Below are 16,119 nucleotides of genomic sequence, written 5' to 3' on the forward strand. Positions count from 1 at the left end.
TGGGCGCTGAAAAGCGCGCCGGCAGGCCTTTCACTCAGGATTGCTGGCGAACATCACAGAATTTATGACGTGAGGAATTGATGCAAACAGTTAAACAAAGCGCAATGGCGTTATTTTTGACGGTGATCCCCTTTGCTGTCGTCGCGCATCCTCACAGTTTTATCAGCCTGAAAACCGAGCTGGTAACGGACGGAACGCAACTCAGTGGCTTGAAAATGCGCTGGACGATGGATGAAATCACCTCGGCTGACCTGCTGTACGATGCCGGGAATGCAAAACCCGGGGATGAAATCTGGAAAAAGCTGGCGGCGGAAGTGATGGCCAACGTGCTTGGTCAGCACTATTTCACCGAGTTCTGGCACAACGGACAAAAAGTGAAATTTATGAATCGGCCGACGGAATATGGCATGACCCGCGACGGACATCAGGCGGTACTGACGTTTGTCCTGCCGCTGGCGCATCCGCAGCCGCTGGCTGGGCAGACCTATACGTTTTCCACCTTTGATCCCACTTACTATGTCGATATGCATTACGCAGAGGAGAGTGATGTGACGCTACCGGCAGCCCTGCAAAAAACCTGCACGATGGCAATGCACACGCCAAAACCGAGCGAAGAGACGCTCAATTTTGCGGTCTCTCTCGATAAAGAAGATGCACCACCCGAAGACATGGAGCTGGGTAAACAGTTCGCACAGCAGGTGACGTTGCAATGTCAGTGATCGCGTCTCCGGCACGAAAATCACGCCGCTGGCTTCATCTCTGGCCGCTGGCGCTCTTTTTGCTGCTGGCCGTGTGCGGCGCGTTGTGGCTATGGCACGCCTGGCCGCAGGTGATGATGAAAAGCATTGTCTGGCAGCGCGAGGTCAACCAGCAGATGAGTGGCTTACTGAAGGCGGTGGCGGAGAACCCGACGAAGGCAGGCGGTTCTCTTCTGGCCTTCAGCTTTCTCTACGGTGTCCTGCATGCGCTGGGGCCGGGACACGGCAAAATCGTGATCGCGACCTGGCTTGCGACCCATCCGTCCAGGCTCAAATCAAGCATCGGGTTGACCCTCGCATCTTCGCTGCTTCAGGGCGGCGTGGCGATTGCGCTGGTGGTGATCGTCCTGTCGTTATTACGCCTTCCTGCTCGTCAGCTGCATATCAGCAGTTTCTGGCTGGAGAAGGGCAGTTACGCGCTGGTCGGTGTGCTGGGCTTGCTCCTGTGCTGGCGGGCACTGAAAAAACTGCGGGCTTTACTGCACAAACCCCAGTTCAGGGCTTTTACGCCGCACCATGAACACACTGCGAACTGCGGCTGTGGGCATCAGCATCTGCCGACGCAGGCGCAGCTACAGAACGGTGATGACTGGCGAGCGCGGCTGATGGTTGTGCTCTCAATGGGCATGCGTCCGTGTTCAGGGGCAATCATGGTGCTGCTGTTCAGTAAGGTGATGGGTGTATTTGGCTGGGGAATGCTCTCGGCATTGGCCATGGCGGCCGGGACGTCACTCACGATTTCGTCACTGGCACTGCTGGTGCACAGTTTCCGTCAACTGGCGGTCAAACTCAGCGGCAATAAAACGCCGGTGCTGTGGCGGCAGGTCGGATGGACAACGCTCGCGCTGGCGGGCGGGATGATTCTGCTGGTGGCTGCGGTAACGATGTGGATGAGCGCGGTGCCGGTGGGAAGGGGATTAAGGCCGTTTTAGTCAGGTACAGCATGGTGCCCTTTCCCGGCGGGAGAGGGCACCGCAGGCTGGATTAACGCTTCAGCGCGTCGCTCAGCTCATCACGCATGTTTGCCAGCATGGCTTTAACAACACGTGGGTTACCTGCAACGATGTTGCCAGTCGTCAGATGGTTGTGGCCGCCGGTGAAATCGCAAACGATGGCGCCTGATTCACGCGCGATCAGCTCGCCCGCTGCAAAATCCCATGGCTTCAGTGACAACTCAAAGTAACCGTCAACGCGACCGGTAGCCACATAGGCCAGGTCCAGCGCGGCAGAACCGGTGCGACGGAAGTCCGCGCATTCGGTGAACAGTTTGCCCAGGATATTCATGTAAGTGGTTGCGTGCTGCTTCGCCTTGAACGGGAAGCCAGTTGCCAGAATGGTACCGTCGAGGTCGCGTGCATTGCTGCAGCGCAGACGGTAGCCGTTCAGCTGTGCGCCCTGACCGCGGGTCGCGGTGAACAGTTCGTTACGCATTGGATCGTAAACCACGGCGACTTCTGTACGGCCTTTAATGCGTACTGCGATAGACACGGAGAAGTGTGGCAGACGTTTGACGAAGTTGGTGGTGCCATCCAGTGGATCGATAACCCATTGAACATCCTGATCGGTACCTTCAAGTTCACCGCTTTCTTCGGTGATGATGGTGTGCTGCGGGTAAGATTTGCGGATGGTATCGATAATAATCGCTTCAGCGGCTTTATCGACGTTGGTTACGAAATCATTGCTGCCTTTCTGGCTGGTTTCAACAGAATCTGGCGTTTCGTAGTGTTTGGCAATTACATTACCCGCCTTGCGCGCTGCGCGCACGGCGATGGTCAGCATCGGATGCATCGGTCTCTCTCACTGGATGTTAAAGAACGGGAAAATCGGCGCAGAGTATAGCAGCGAGATCGGAATATGTCTCTCGTTTATGATAATATGGCCGAATATTCTTCAGACACAGAATCCAGACATTAAAACTATGCTGCAAAACATTCGAATCGTGCTGGTCGAAACATCGCACACTGGCAATATGGGCTCCGTAGCCCGCGCTATGAAAACCATGGGCTTAACGAACCTGTGGCTGGTTAACCCACTGGTGAAACCCGACTCACAGGCTATCGCTCTGGCTGCGGGCGCCAGCGATGTCATTGGTAACGCGCAGATCGTGGATACCCTGGACGAAGCCCTGGCAGGGTGCAGTCTGGTGGTCGGGACCAGCGCCCGCTCCCGTACACTGCCGTGGCCGATGCTGGATCCGCGTGAATGCGGTCTGAAAAGCGTCTCTGAAGCCGAACAGGCTCCTGTAGCGCTGGTGTTTGGCCGTGAACGCGTGGGCCTGACCAACGATGAACTGCAGAAGTGCCATTACCACGTGGCCATTGCTGCTAACCCGGAATACAGCTCCCTGAACCTGGCAATGGCCGTTCAGGTGATTGCCTATGAAGTGCGTATGGCGTGGCTGGCGACGCAGGAAAAAGCAACGGCAGAGTCGCAGGAAGAGGCCGTCTACCCGCTGGTGGACGATCTGGAGCGCTTCTATGGTCACCTGGAGCAGACCCTGCTCTCTACCGGTTTCATCCGTGAAGGTCACCCGGGGCAGGTAATGAACAAGCTGCGCCGCCTGTTTACCCGTGCACGTCCGGAAAGCCAGGAACTGAACATTCTGCGCGGGATTCTGGCGTCGATTGAGCAAAAGAATAAAGAGTAGTGCCCATCCTGGTGATACGGCACGGAAGGTTAAATACCTGACTAAAACAGTCAAGTAAATAGTTGACCATTTTAGTCAGGAATGTCAGACTTGGCCCTGCTATGCAATACCCCCATTTTACTATAAAAAACCCCGGGCAGGGGCGAGTTTGAGGTTAAGTAAGACATGAGACTGACATCTAAAGGGCGTTATGCCGTGACCGCGATGCTGGACGTTGCGCTCAACTCCGAAGCGGGCCCGGTTCCGTTGGCTGATATTTCTGAACGACAAGGGATCTCCCTCTCCTATCTGGAGCAGCTGTTCTCCAGACTGCGTAAAAATGGACTGGTTTCCAGCGTTCGTGGCCCAGGCGGCGGTTATCTGCTGGGTAAAGACGCGGGCAGTATTGCAGTTGGCGAAGTGATCAGTGCCGTTGACGAATCCGTTGATGCGACCCGTTGCCAGGGTAAAGGCGGCTGCCAGGGCGGCGATAAGTGCCTGACCCACGCGCTGTGGCGCGACCTGAGCGATCGTCTGACCGGCTTCCTGAACAACATCACCTTAGGTGAACTGGTAAATAACCAGGAAGTTCTGGATGTCTCTGGCCGTCAGCACAGCCAGGACTCCCAACGCAGCACCCGCGGGCAGGACGCGATCGACGTCAAATTACGCGCGTAATAAAAAGATAAGTATTTCAGAATCAGGCCGGAGCGTTCGCTCGCTCCGTGTACTCGGTCGTACATCCAGCCGGTTGCCTGATTCCTTGCATTGAAGCGATGTACGGAGTTTATAGAGCAATGAAATTACCGATTTATCTCGACTACTCCGCAACCACGCCGGTGGACCCGCGTGTTGCCGAGAAAATGATGCAGTGTCTGACCCTGGACGGAAACTTTGGTAACCCAGCTTCCCGTTCACACCGTTTTGGCTGGCATGCTGAAGAGGCGGTAGATATCGCCCGTAATCAGATTGCTGACCTGGTGGGTGCCGACCCGCGTGAGATTGTATTCACCTCCGGTGCGACCGAATCCGATAACCTGGCGATCAAAGGTGCGGCCAACTTTTATCAGAAAAAAGGCAAGCACATCATCACCAGCAAAACTGAACACAAAGCCGTGCTGGACACCTGCCGTCAGCTCGAGCGTGAAGGTTTCGACGTGACTTACCTGGCACCACAGAGCAACGGTATCATCGACCTGAAAGAGCTCGAAGCGGCCATGCGCGATGACACCATTCTGGTCTCCATCATGCACGTAAACAACGAAATTGGCGTTGTGCAAGATATCGCGACCATCGGCGAAATGTGCCGTGCGCGCGGCATCATCTACCACGTAGACGCCACCCAGAGCGTGGGCAAACTGCCTATCGATCTGAGCCAGCTGAAAGTGGACCTGATGTCCTTCTCCGGCCACAAAATCTATGGCCCGAAAGGTATTGGTGCACTGTACGTTCGTCGTAAACCGCGTATCCGCATCGAAGCACAGATGCACGGTGGCGGTCACGAGCGCGGTATGCGTTCCGGTACGCTGCCTGTTCACCAGATCGTGGGTATGGGCGAAGCTTACCGTATTGCGAAAGAAGAGATGGAAACCGAGATGGCGCGCCTGCGCACGCTGCGTAACCGTCTGTGGGATGGCGTGAAAGATATGGAAGAAGTGTATCTGAACGGCGATCTCGAACAGGGCGCACCAAACATTCTCAACGTCAGCTTCAACTATGTTGAAGGTGAATCGCTGATTATGGCGCTGAAAGACCTGGCGGTTTCTTCCGGTTCTGCCTGTACGTCTGCAAGCCTGGAGCCATCCTATGTGCTGCGCGCACTGGGCATGACTGACGAGCTGGCACACAGCTCTATCCGTTTCTCTTTAGGTCGTTTCACTACCGAAGAAGAGATTGACTACACCATCAAGCTGGTTCGCAACTCCATCGGTCGTCTGCGTGACCTTTCTCCACTGTGGGAAATGTTCAAGCAGGGCGTGGATCTGAACAGCATTGAATGGTCACATCACTAATCGGTACATAAGGAGAATTCAACATGGCATACAGCGAAAAAGTTATTGATCATTACGAGAACCCGCGCAACGTTGGCTCTTTTGACAACAGCGACGAAAGCGTAGGTAGCGGTATGGTCGGTGCGCCAGCGTGTGGCGACGTGATGAAGCTGCAGATTAAAGTCAACAATGAAGGTATCATTGAAGACGCGCGCTTCAAGACCTACGGCTGCGGTTCTGCTATCGCCTCCAGCTCCCTGGTCACCGAATGGGTGAAGGGCAAGTCCCTGGACGAAGCACAGGCAATCAAGAACACGGATATTGCTGAAGAACTCGAACTGCCACCCGTGAAAATTCACTGTTCTATCCTGGCAGAAGACGCGATCAAAGCCGCCATTGCGGATTACAAAAGCAAACGTGAAGCAAAATAATTGAGGTTTGAGTATGTCGATTACCCTTAGCGACAGCGCTGCCGCGCGAGTAAGCTCTTTTCTGGCGAACCGTGGTAAAGGCTTTGGCCTGCGACTGGGCGTACGTACCTCCGGCTGTTCTGGTATGGCTTACGTACTGGAGTTTGTTGACGAACCGGCGTCTGATGACACCGTATTTGAAGACAAGGGCGTGAAGGTGGTGGTCGATGGCAAAAGCCTGCAATTCCTCAATGGCACTCAGCTGGACTTTGTAAAAGAAGGCCTGAACGAAGGGTTCAAATTCACGAACCCGAACGTCAAAGACGAGTGTGGTTGCGGCGAAAGCTTCCACGTTTAACCGCGCGTCATCCGAAACCCCACCGCAGGACTCCTGTGCGTGGGGTTTGTTCTAACAGGCTACCCCTGAGATTGTTATGGATTACTTCACTCTCTTCGGACTACCCGCTCAATACCCGATTGATCTGCAGGCGCTGACGATCCGCTTCCAGGATCTGCAGCGTCAGTATCATCCGGATAAATTCGCCAGTGGTACTCAGTCAGAGCAATTGGCTGCGGTATCGCAATCTGCGACCATCAATCAGGCCTGGCAGACGCTGCGCCACCCATTGTCTCGCGCTGAGTATCTGCTCTCGCTTCATGGCTTTGATCTGGCGAGTGAACAGCACACCGTGCGTGATACGGCGTTTTTGATGGAACAGCTGGAACTGCGTGAAGAGCTGGATGAGATTGAACAGGCCAAAGATGAAGCGCGTCTGGAAAGCTTCATCAAGCGCGTAAAAGGCATGTTCGATACCCGCCATCAACTGATGGTGGAGCAACTGAACAACGAGACCTGGGATGTGGCGGCAGACACTGTGCGCAAACTCCGTTTTCTCGATAAACTGCGAAGCAGTGCTGAACAACTCGAAGAAAAGCTGCTCGATTTTTAATTTCGGAAGCAATTATGGCCTTATTACAAATTAGTGAGCCTGGCTTAAGTGCCGCACCGCACCAGCGTCGTCTGGCGGTAGGTATTGATCTGGGCACCACCAATTCTCTCGTGGCGACCGTGCGAAGCGGCCAGGCGGAAACGCTGGCTGACGAGCAGGGCCGTCATCTGCTGCCTTCCGTGGTCCACTACCAACAGCAGGGCCACGCGGTTGGCTACGACGCACGCGCGAACGCCGCGCGCGATCCGGCAAACACCATCAGTTCCGTAAAACGCATGATGGGCCGCTCCCTCGCCGATATTCAGACCCGTTATCCGCATCTGCCGTATCAGCTGCAGGCCAGTGAAAACGGCCTGCCAATGATTGCCACGGCAGCGGGGCTGCTGAACCCGATCCGCGTTTCTGCTGATATCCTCAAAGCGCTGGCGGCGCGTGCTACGGCAACGCTCGGCGGCGATCTCGATGGCGTGGTCATTACCGTTCCGGCCTACTTTGATGATGCACAGCGTCAGGGCACCAAAGACGCGGCGCGTCTGGCGGGACTGCACGTTCTGCGCCTGCTGAACGAACCGACGGCGGCCGCCATAGCCTACGGCCTGGACTCCGGTCAGGAAGGGGTGATTGCGGTTTACGATCTGGGTGGCGGGACCTTTGATATTTCTATCCTGCGCTTAAGCCGTGGGGTGTTTGAAGTGCTGGCTACCGGCGGTGATTCTGCGCTGGGTGGCGATGACTTCGACCATCTGCTGGCCGATTTCATTCGTGAACAGGCGGGTATTCCCGATCGCAGCGATGCACGCGTGCAGCGTGAACTGCTGGACGTGGCCATCGACGCGAAAATCGCGCTGAGCGATGCGCAGTCTGTCACCGTCAACGTGGCGGGCTGGCAGGGGGAAATCACCCGGGAACAGTTTAACGACCTGATCGCGCCTTTGGTGAAACGCACTCTGCTGGCCTGCCGTCGCGCACTGAAAGATGCGGGCGTTGAGGCTGACGAGGTGCTGGAAGTGGTCATGGTTGGCGGCTCCACGCGCGTACCGCTGGTGCGTGAACGGGTGGGTGAATTCTTTGGCCGCACGCCGCTGACGTCCATCGACCCGGATAAAGTGGTTGCCGTGGGCGCGGCTATCCAGGCGGATATTCTGGTCGGCAACAAGCCGGACAGCGAGATGTTGCTGCTGGATGTTATTCCGCTCTCCCTGGGTTTAGAAACCATGGGGGGACTGGTGGAGAAAGTCATTCCGCGTAACACCACCATTCCGGTGGCGCGTGCACAGGAATTCACCACCTTCAAAGACGGCCAGACCGCGATGTCCATCCATGTGATGCAGGGCGAGCGCGAGCTGGTGCAGGACTGTCGTTCACTGGCGCGCTTTGCGCTGCGCGGTATTCCTGCGCTGCCTGCGGGCGGTGCGCATATTCGCGTTACCTTCCAGGTGGATGCGGACGGCCTGCTGAGCGTCACGGCGATGGAGAAATCCACCGGCGTTGAGTCGTCTATCCAGGTGAAGCCGTCCTACGGCCTGACCGATGGTGAGATCGCCTCCATGATTCAGGATTCAATGAGCTACGCCGAACAGGATGTGAAGGCGCGTATGCTGGCAGAACAGAAAGTTGAAGCCGCACGCGTGCTGGAAAGTCTGAACGGTGCGCTCGCTGCCGACGCCGCGCTGTTAAGCGCCGCTGAGCGTCAGGTGATTGACGAGGCTGCCGCGCGCTTAAGTGCAGTGGCCGAAGGCAATGATGCTGATGCAATAGAAGAAGCCATTAAAAACGTTGATAAACAAACCCAGGACTTTGCTGCTCGCCGCATGGACAAATCTGTCCGCGTCGCGCTGAAAGGCCAGTCCGTGGACGAGGTTTAATATGCCAAAGATTGTTATTTTGCCTCATGCGGACCTCTGTCCGGATGGTGCTGTTCTGGAAGCGAAGACCGGTGAGACCATTCTCGATGTTGCCCTGCGTAACGGTATCGAAGTGGAACACGCCTGTGAAAAATCCTGTGCCTGCACAACCTGCCACTGCATCGTGCGTGAAGGTTTTGACTCTCTGGCCGAGAGCACCGAAGATGAAGACGACATGCTGGATAAAGCATGGGGTCTGGAGCCAGACAGCCGTTTGAGCTGCCAGGCTCTGGTGACCGATGAAGATCTGGTCGTGGAATTCCCACGCTACACCATTAACCACGCACGCGAGCACTGATATGGGACTGAAGTGGACTGACAGCCGTGAAATCGGCGAAGCGCTCTACGACGCTAACCCGGATCTCGATCCTAAAACCGTACGCTTCACCGATATGCATCAGTGGATCTGCGATTTAGACGATTTTGACGACGATCCAAACGCATCCAATGAAAAAATTCTGGAGGCGATTCTGTTAGTCTGGTTAGATGAAGCAGAATAAATCACCTTACGGGCTGCCTTCAGGCGGCCCGTTTGCTAATAAGGATAAATAAAATGACCGAAGCGATGAAGATTACGATCTCGAATCAGCCTGCTGACGCGCGCTGGGGCGAGAAAGCCACCTACAGTATCAACAACGACGGTATTACCCTGCACCTGACTGGCAACGATGATTTGGGTCTGATCCAGCGCGCGGCGCGCAAAATTGATGGTCTGGGCATTAAACATGTCACCCTGGACGGCGAAGGCTGGGATATCGACCGCAGCTGGGCATTCTGGGCGGGTTACAAAGGACCGAAAGGCAGCCGTAAAATCGAGTGGGCGACGCTCGACGAAGCGGGTCAGAAAGAGCTGGAAAGCCGTCTGACCATTATCGACTGGGTGCGCGATACCATTAACGCCCCGGCAGAAGAGCTGGGTCCTGAACAACTTGCGCAGCGCGCCGTTGACCTGCTGTGCGGCGTGGCCGGCGACAAAATGTCTTACCGCATCACCAAAGGTGAAGACCTGCGCGAGCAGAACTATATGGGGATCCACACCGTGGGTCGCGGTTCCGAGCGTCCTCCGGTATTGCTGGCGCTGGATTACAACCCAACCGGTGATAAAGCAGCACCGGTATTTGCCTGCCTGGTCGGGAAAGGCATCACGTTCGATACCGGCGGTTACAGTCTGAAGCAGAGCGCGTTCATGGACTCCATGAAGTCCGATATGGGCGGTGCGGCAACCATCACCGGCGCGCTGGCGTTTGCCATTACGCGCGGTCTGAACAAGCGCGTGAAGCTTTACCTGTGCTGTGCGGACAACATGGTGAGCGGTAATGCCTTTAAGCTCGGCGACATCATTCGCTACCGTAACGGTAAAAACGTGGAAGTGATGAACACCGATGCGGAAGGTCGTCTGGTGCTGGCCGATGGTCTCATCGACGCGTCTGCGCAGAAGCCAGAGCTGATTATCGACATGGCGACCCTGACCGGTGCGGCGAAAACCGCGCTGGGCAACGACTACCATGCGCTGTTCAGCTTTGACGACAAACTGGCAGCTCGCCTGCTGGCAAGCGCGGCCGCGGAGAACGAACCGTTCTGGCGTCTGCCGCTGGCCGAATTCCACCGCAGCCAGCTGCCGTCTAACTTCGCCGAACTGAACAACACCGCGAGCGCAGCCTATCCGGCGGGTGCGAGCACGGCGGCCGGCTTCCTGTCTCACTTCGTTGAGAACTATCACGAAGGCTGGCTGCACATCGACTGCTCCGCAACCTACCGTAAAGCGGCCGTTGAGCAGTGGTCTGCAGGGGCAACGGGACTGGGCGTGCGTACTATCGCGAACCTGCTGACTGCCGAGTAATTGTTTTTGTCCGGCGGCGCTGTGCTTGTCCGGGCCTACGGTTTTGTAGGCCTGTTAGCCTTGCGCCAGCCGACATTATGTTGAAGTAGCCAAACTATGTCTGAAACGAAAAACGAATTAGAAACTCTGCTGGAACAGGCGGCGACCGAACCTGCCCACCGTCCGGCATTTTTCCGCACGTTGCTGGAGTCCACCGTCTGGGTTCCGGGTACCGCAGCGGAAGGCGAACAGGTTGTTGAAGACAGCGCGCTGGACCTGCTCCACTGGGAGAAAGACGACGGCACGTCGGTGATCCCGTTCTTCACCTCGCTGGAAGCGCTGCAGCAGGCCGTTGAAGACGAGCAGGCGTTCGTGGTGATGCCGGTGCGCACTCTGTTCGAAATGACGCTGGGCCAGACCTTGTTCCTCAACGCCAAACTGCCAACCGGGAAAGAGTTCACCCCGCGTGAAATCAACCATCTGATTGGCGAGGAGGGCAACCCGCTCAGTACGCAGGAAGTGCTGGAAGGGGGCGAAACGCTGCTGTTGTCTGAAGTAGCCGAACCCCCTGCGCAGATGATTGATTCGCTGACCACGCTGTTCAAAACCCTCAAACCCGTGAGGCGCGCGTTCCTCTGCTCTATTAAAGAGAGCACGGATGAACAGCCGGTACTGCTGATTGGCATTGAAGCAGACGGCGATATCGAGGAGATTATTCAGGCTGCGGGCAGTGTTGCCACCGATACGCTGCCGGGTGATGAGCCGATCGATATCTGTCAGGTGAAGAAGGATGAGAAGGGCATCAGCCACTTTATTACCGAGCACATCACGCCGTTTTACGAGCGTCGCTGGGGCGGATTCCTGCGCGATCTCAAAACCACCCGCATTATCTGATTACGCGGGGTGATTTTTCACCCCGTCGCTTCCAGCAGCAGTAAATCCATTAGCAGGACCAGATTCGACTCAAACGACGTTACGCCAGCGGCTTCTGCGGCGTAATGTACCGCCTCGTCATATAAAGCAAAGTGCAAATCTGCCATTCCCGCCAGCGTATTGGCCGAAGCGCGCGTAAAAGCCACGACCGTCATCCCCACGTTTTTCGCGATCCGCGCTTTATCCAGCACCTGTTCGGTTTCACCGCTGCGTGAGACGGCGATAAACACCTGATACCGCGCAGCGTTGCTGAGGAAAATGTTTCGGCTATCGCCCGGCCCGGAAATAAACGCCGTTTTACCCAGCACCTGCAATTTCTTGGTGAGGTACTCGGCGAAGAGATAAGAGAAGCCGGCGCCATAAAGAAAGAAGCTCTCTTTCTGGCGCAGTAACGTCGAAAATTGCGCGCGCTTCTCCTGCGTTACCCACTGAAAGGTTTGCTGATAGTTCGCGATAAATTGACTGAAAAGCGCCGGCAGTTCGGGGCGCTGTTGTGCCTGCGCGGCGATATACGGCGTCTCGGTTAACAGCTGTTTGCAGTGCCAGATAAATTCGCTAAAACCGCTGAAGCCTAATTTCTGACACAGACGCATAATGGTAGCGGTTGAGACGAACGTCGCCTGCGCCAGTTCGCGCACCGTAATATTGCCCACCAGCAGAGGATGCTCTGTGAGGTGGGCCAGCACGCGATATTCCGCGCGGGTCAGTGACGCCCCGCGCGTTAACAGCGTGGCCAGACGGTTATCCATTATTTGGCCGGTTCAACGGGCAAATCGTCTCGTGCACCCCATTCACTCCAGGCGCCATCATAGAGCGTCACATCGTTTACACCGAGTGTGGCGAGCGCCAGAATCACCACGCAGGCCGTGACGCCGGACCCGCAACTGGCAATAATGGGACGATGCAAATCCACGCCCTGACGATCAAAAATGGCGCGCAGCTCATCGGTCGTTTTTAATTCACCTTCAAACACCAGATCGCCCCACGGCACATTCAACGCGCCGGGAATATGGCCGCGCTTCAGCCCCGGACGCGGTTCATCCGCCTGGGCGTTAAAGCGCGCTGCAGGGCGGGCATCGACAATTTGCGCCGTTTTTTCATGGCTGACCACCAGCACGTCGGTCAGACGTTTTACCTGATGCGCATCAAACGTCGCGTCGAACTCGCCTTCCGGCAGCGTCACGTCGCCTTGCTGCAATGGCAGTTCATCACGCTTCCAGCCCGCGAGGCCGCCTGCCAGAATTGAGACTTTCTCCACGCCAAAGTTTTTCAGCATCCACCAGGCGCGCGGTGCGGAGAAGAGGTTACCTTCATCGTAAACCACGAGGTGTTTGTCACGATTAACGCCAAGTTCGCGCATCGCCACGGAGAACGCTTCCGGGCGCGGCAGCATGTGCGGGAGAGGGGAGTTATGGTCGGACAGGGCTTCAATATCAAAAAATACCGCGCCCGGCAAATGCCCTGCGCGGTATTCTGCGACCATATCGCGAAGGTGTTCCTGCCCGGCAGGTGCCATACGCGCGTCAATAATCTGTACTTCCGGATCGTCACCGTGCTCAATCAGCCAGTCGGCGGCGACAAAATATGAGGTGGACATGGGTTGCCTCCATTCTTTTCCGTAAAAAAGGATTGTCGGTGTTTTTTCTGACACCGACAAGCAAACCACGTTCAACTCGCGAGCACGACCCTATTTTTTCACCGCTTCACCGTTCTGCCAGGCTTTTTGCAGCGCAGGCCAGTAGTCACGGTTGGCGTCAATCATGTCATCGAGAATCGCTTTTGCGTGCTCCATGGTAGGCACGGTACGGTTCAGGGTGAACGCCTGCAGCGCTTTTTCGTAGCTGCCTTCAATGGTCGCTTCCACCAGCAGCTGTTCAGAGGCGAGCTGCTGCTGTAGCAGCGTCTGATGGAACAGCGGGACCCGACCCACGCGGATAGGCTCTGGCCCTTCAGAGGTGATGTAGGCCGGGACTTCCACCACCGCGTCGTACGGCAGATTGGTTATCGCCCCGCGGTTTTCCACCATTACCAGATGACGCTGACGCAGGTTAAATGCCAGCGAGCAGGCGACATCGACAATAAACTCGCCGTGGACGCCCACGTGGAAGGCATCCGGTAAAATCCCGGTACGCTTATACTCTTCTGCGGCGGCAAACAGCTTTTTCTCACGCCCGTTCATCACTTCGTTCGCGCGGGTATAGTCCGGGTTCTGATGCTCCACAATCTGGTTTGGCATCAGGTAGTACTGCAGATAGGGGTTTGGCAGATATTCCGGGAAGTTATCCATGATGGGCTTGATGTTGCGCCAGGTTTTCACCCACGACGGATCCGAGTGCTGCGGATCGGTTTTGGCCGCATCTTCCGTCAGCAGGCCGAACCTCGCGATATGCCGACGCAGTTCCGGCAGCTTGTCCTCGCCGTCCACCCGCACGCGGGTAAACCAGCCGAAGTGGTTCAGACCAAAGTAGTCCACCTCCAGCTTGTGGCGGTCCACACCCAAAATGGCCCCCATGTTACGCATCGCCGCCACTGGCATATCGCAGATATTAAGCACGCGGGCGTCCGGTCTCAGGCGGCGCACCCCTTCCGCAACAATCGCTGCCGGGTTGGAATAGTTCACGATCCAGGCTTTTTCATGCGCGTAGCGATCCACCAGATCGATCAGCTCGACCATCGGCAGGATCGTGCGCAGGCCGTAAGCCAGCCCGCCAGGACCGCAGGTTTCCTGGCCCACCACGCCGTGGCGTAGCGGGATCTTCTCATCCTGCTCACGCATCCTGTACTGGCCGACACGCATCTGGGCGAAGACAAAGTGCGCCCCGCTGAACGCGACTTCCGGGTCTGTGGTCACGGTGAAGGTAATGCTCTGGCTATGGTCGCGAATGACCTTCTCCACCACCGGTGCAATGGTGTTCTGGCGTGCTTCGTCGATATCGTAGAGGCGAATCTCGGCCAGCGGGAAGTCCTGCAGGCGTACCATCAGGCTTTTCACGATACCTGGCGTATAGGTGCTGCCGCCACCGGCAATCGACAGAATAAAAGGGGGTGTAAACATCTTTAGCTCCTCTCAGAGAAACGTCTCAACGGCTTCTCGCATTTTTTTGACATGCAGCCCGTAGACCACCTGAACGTTGTTACCTTGTTTGATAATCCCTTTCGCGCCGGTCGCTTTCAGGCGCGGCTCGTCGATGATGGAGACATCCTTCACCGTGACGCGTAAGCGGGTGTAGCAGTTATCCACTACCTCAATGTTTTCCCGGCCTCCCAGTCCCACCACGATGGATTCACCCAGCCCGTCATTGTTCCCCTTCGCCTGATACTCCTGTTTGCTGTACAGGCGCGTCTCCTGATCGTCATCCTCGCGTCCCGGCGTCTTCATGTTGAAGCGCAGGATCAGGAAGCGGAACACCACAAAATAGAGCGCGAACATGATGAGCCCGACCACGATGTACATCGGCCAGTTGGACTTCTCCGTGCCGAGCGGCAGGTTATAAAGAATAAAATCGATAATTCCGTTAGCGCCGATGGCATGAACACCGAACAGGGAGAAAAGCATCATGCCGATGCCGGTCAGCACCGCATGTACCACAAACAGCAGCGGAGCGACGAACAGGAATGAAAACTCAATCGGCTCGGTAACGCCCACCAGCAAAGAGGTTAACGCTGCCGGGATCAGGATGGCTTTGGCTGCCGCTTTGCGCTCCGGCCTGGCGGTCATGTACATCGCCAGCGCCGCCGCGGGCAGGCCAAACATTTTGCTGATGCCGCGCGCGTCCCACACTACCGTGCTGCTCAACTGCTTCACTTCCGGACAAGCCATTTCGGCGAAATAGATATTGCGTGCGCCCTGATAAACCGTGCCGCATACCTCTTGCGTCCCCCCAAGTTCGGTATACAGGAAGGGGGTATAGACCAGATGATGCAGGCCGGTCGGCACCAGAATGCGTTCCAGGAAGCCGTAAATGGCCACCCCAAAAGGCCCGGAACCTTTGATCGCCAGCGCCAGTGCGCTGATGCCATGCTGGGCAAATGGCCACAGTTCGCTCATCACGACGCCGAGCAGCATTGAGACAGGAAGCATGACGATGGCGACGAAACAGTGGCCGGAATAGATGGCCATCGCGCCGTTAAACTGTACGCCGGAGTACTTGTTGTACAAGTATCCGGACAGCGCCCCGGTCAGGATCCCGGCGAAAACGCCCATCTCCAGCACCTGCACGCCCAGCACCATACTTTGCCCGGCGGCTTTCATCTGGTCAGCGGGAGCCAGTTCGCCCTGGAGCTGCAGCGTAACGTTCATCGCGTTAATGAAAACAACGAAGGTCACCAGGCCGATCAGGGCCGCATAGCCTTTATCACGCGTGGCCAGGCCAATCGGTATCCCGACGGCAAACACCAGCGCCAGGTTAACCAGAACTGACACGGCCGATTTCGCGATAAGCTGACCAATATGCTGAATCAGCGGATGGCCGAGAAACGGCACATACTCTGCGAGGTTACCGTTCCCCAGGACGTTACCGAATGCGATAAACAGACCGACGATCGGTAAGATAAGTACCGGTCCGTACAACGATTTTCCGAAATTTTGTAGGGCGTTCACGGCTCGTTTCATGACTGTCTCTCTTAGTGAACCGCGCACTCGGGGTGCGTCTTGAGCTTAAAGCTAGCAGGCTAAAGGCGAGGTAATCCAGCTATCTTCTTGTTTTAAAAACAAATGACGTAAAAGGT

Annotated in this window: 18 protein-coding genes; 13 read left to right on the forward strand and 5 right to left on the reverse strand. The window is 56.3% G+C overall.

Annotated elements, in window-relative coordinates:
• Positions 1-80: 80 nt before the first annotated feature.
• Positions 81-719 (forward strand): DUF1007 family protein, encoded by a 639-nt coding sequence (locus tag AAIR21_RS14925; protein ID WP_020883017.1) that lies wholly within the window; start codon positions 81-83, stop codon positions 717-719.
• Positions 710-1,690, forward strand: a complete 981-nt coding sequence (locus tag AAIR21_RS14930) for a nickel/cobalt transporter (protein ID WP_185791060.1) — start codon at positions 710-712, stop codon at positions 1,688-1,690. The genes AAIR21_RS14925 and AAIR21_RS14930 overlap by 10 nt, the downstream gene beginning before the upstream one ends.
• 52 nt (positions 1,691-1,742) lie before the next feature.
• Here the strand turns inward: AAIR21_RS14930 and suhB are convergent, their stop codons facing one another.
• Positions 1,743-2,546, reverse strand: coding sequence for an inositol-1-monophosphatase (gene suhB / locus AAIR21_RS14935; protein WP_020883019.1), 804 nt, complete (start codon positions 2,544-2,546; stop codon positions 1,743-1,745).
• Between the two features lie 130 nt (positions 2,547-2,676).
• Here suhB and trmJ point away from each other — a divergent pair, with 130 nt between their 5' ends.
• The 11 genes from trmJ (at position 2,677) to sseB (ending at position 11,352) form a co-directional block, all read left to right on the forward strand.
• On the forward strand, positions 2,677-3,405 hold the full coding sequence (gene trmJ, locus AAIR21_RS14940; RefSeq protein WP_025203460.1) for a tRNA (cytosine(32)/uridine(32)-2'-O)-methyltransferase TrmJ: 729 nt from the start codon (positions 2,677-2,679) through the stop codon (positions 3,403-3,405).
• Positions 3,406-3,570: 165 nt separating this feature from the next.
• Positions 3,571-4,062, forward strand: a complete 492-nt coding sequence (gene iscR / locus AAIR21_RS14945) for a Fe-S cluster assembly transcriptional regulator IscR (protein WP_020883021.1) — start codon at positions 3,571-3,573, stop codon at positions 4,060-4,062.
• Positions 4,063-4,181: 119 nt separating this feature from the next.
• Entirely contained in the window at positions 4,182-5,396 is a 1,215-nt protein-coding gene (gene iscS / locus AAIR21_RS14950; protein WP_020883022.1) for a cysteine desulfurase, read from the forward strand.
• A 23-nt stretch (positions 5,397-5,419) separates the two neighbouring features.
• The gene (iscU, locus tag AAIR21_RS14955) at positions 5,420-5,806 is read left to right on the forward strand and encodes a Fe-S cluster assembly scaffold IscU (protein WP_003860661.1); all 387 of its coding nucleotides are present in this window, start codon (positions 5,420-5,422) and stop codon (positions 5,804-5,806) included.
• A 13-nt stretch (positions 5,807-5,819) separates the two neighbouring features.
• Positions 5,820-6,143: an iron-sulfur cluster assembly protein IscA gene (gene iscA / locus AAIR21_RS14960; protein WP_003860659.1), complete on the forward strand. Its 324-nt coding sequence runs from the start codon at positions 5,820-5,822 to the stop codon at positions 6,141-6,143.
• A 76-nt stretch (positions 6,144-6,219) separates the two neighbouring features.
• Positions 6,220-6,735 (forward strand): co-chaperone HscB, encoded by a 516-nt coding sequence (gene hscB / locus AAIR21_RS14965; protein ID WP_014171181.1) that lies wholly within the window; start codon positions 6,220-6,222, stop codon positions 6,733-6,735.
• A gap of 14 nt (positions 6,736-6,749) precedes the next feature.
• The gene (gene hscA / locus AAIR21_RS14970) at positions 6,750-8,600 is read left to right on the forward strand and encodes a Fe-S protein assembly chaperone HscA (protein ID WP_020883023.1); all 1,851 of its coding nucleotides are present in this window, start codon (positions 6,750-6,752) and stop codon (positions 8,598-8,600) included.
• A gap of 1 nt (position 8,601) precedes the next feature.
• Entirely contained in the window at positions 8,602-8,937 is a 336-nt protein-coding gene (fdx, locus tag AAIR21_RS14975; protein WP_014171179.1) for an ISC system 2Fe-2S type ferredoxin, read from the forward strand.
• A 1-nt stretch (position 8,938) separates the two neighbouring features.
• Entirely contained in the window at positions 8,939-9,139 is a 201-nt protein-coding gene (iscX, locus tag AAIR21_RS14980) for a Fe-S cluster assembly protein IscX (protein ID WP_014171178.1), read from the forward strand.
• 53 nt (positions 9,140-9,192) lie between these two features.
• Positions 9,193-10,479, forward strand: coding sequence for an aminopeptidase PepB (pepB, locus tag AAIR21_RS14985; protein ID WP_020883024.1), 1,287 nt, complete (start codon positions 9,193-9,195; stop codon positions 10,477-10,479).
• 96 nt (positions 10,480-10,575) lie between these two features.
• The gene (sseB, locus tag AAIR21_RS14990; RefSeq protein WP_014171176.1) at positions 10,576-11,352 is read left to right on the forward strand and encodes an enhanced serine sensitivity protein SseB; all 777 of its coding nucleotides are present in this window, start codon (positions 10,576-10,578) and stop codon (positions 11,350-11,352) included.
• A 17-nt stretch (positions 11,353-11,369) separates the two neighbouring features.
• On the opposite strand, the gene AAIR21_RS14995 is transcribed toward sseB, so the two are convergent.
• The 4 genes from AAIR21_RS14995 to AAIR21_RS15010 form a co-directional block, all read right to left on the reverse strand.
• Positions 11,370-12,140 carry a MurR/RpiR family transcriptional regulator gene (locus tag AAIR21_RS14995; protein WP_014171175.1) on the reverse strand — a complete coding sequence of 257 codons (771 nt, stop codon included), beginning with the start codon at positions 12,138-12,140 and terminating at the stop codon, positions 11,370-11,372.
• Positions 12,140-12,988: a 3-mercaptopyruvate sulfurtransferase gene (sseA, locus tag AAIR21_RS15000; protein ID WP_025203463.1), complete on the reverse strand. Its 849-nt coding sequence runs from the start codon at positions 12,986-12,988 to the stop codon at positions 12,140-12,142. Before sseA ends, AAIR21_RS14995 begins: the two co-directional genes overlap by 1 nt.
• 90 nt (positions 12,989-13,078) lie before the next feature.
• Entirely contained in the window at positions 13,079-14,446 is a 1,368-nt protein-coding gene (locus AAIR21_RS15005) for a 6-phospho-alpha-glucosidase (RefSeq protein ID WP_014171173.1), read from the reverse strand.
• A 12-nt stretch (positions 14,447-14,458) separates the two neighbouring features.
• Positions 14,459-16,003 (reverse strand): PTS transporter subunit EIIC, encoded by a 1,545-nt coding sequence (locus AAIR21_RS15010; RefSeq protein WP_063924705.1) that lies wholly within the window; start codon positions 16,001-16,003, stop codon positions 14,459-14,461.
• Positions 16,004-16,119: the final 116 nt, after the last annotated feature.

Source organism: Enterobacter sp. PTB (assembly GCF_051130085.1).
Taxonomy (GTDB): Bacteria; Pseudomonadota; Gammaproteobacteria; order Enterobacterales; family Enterobacteriaceae; genus Enterobacter; species Enterobacter ludwigii.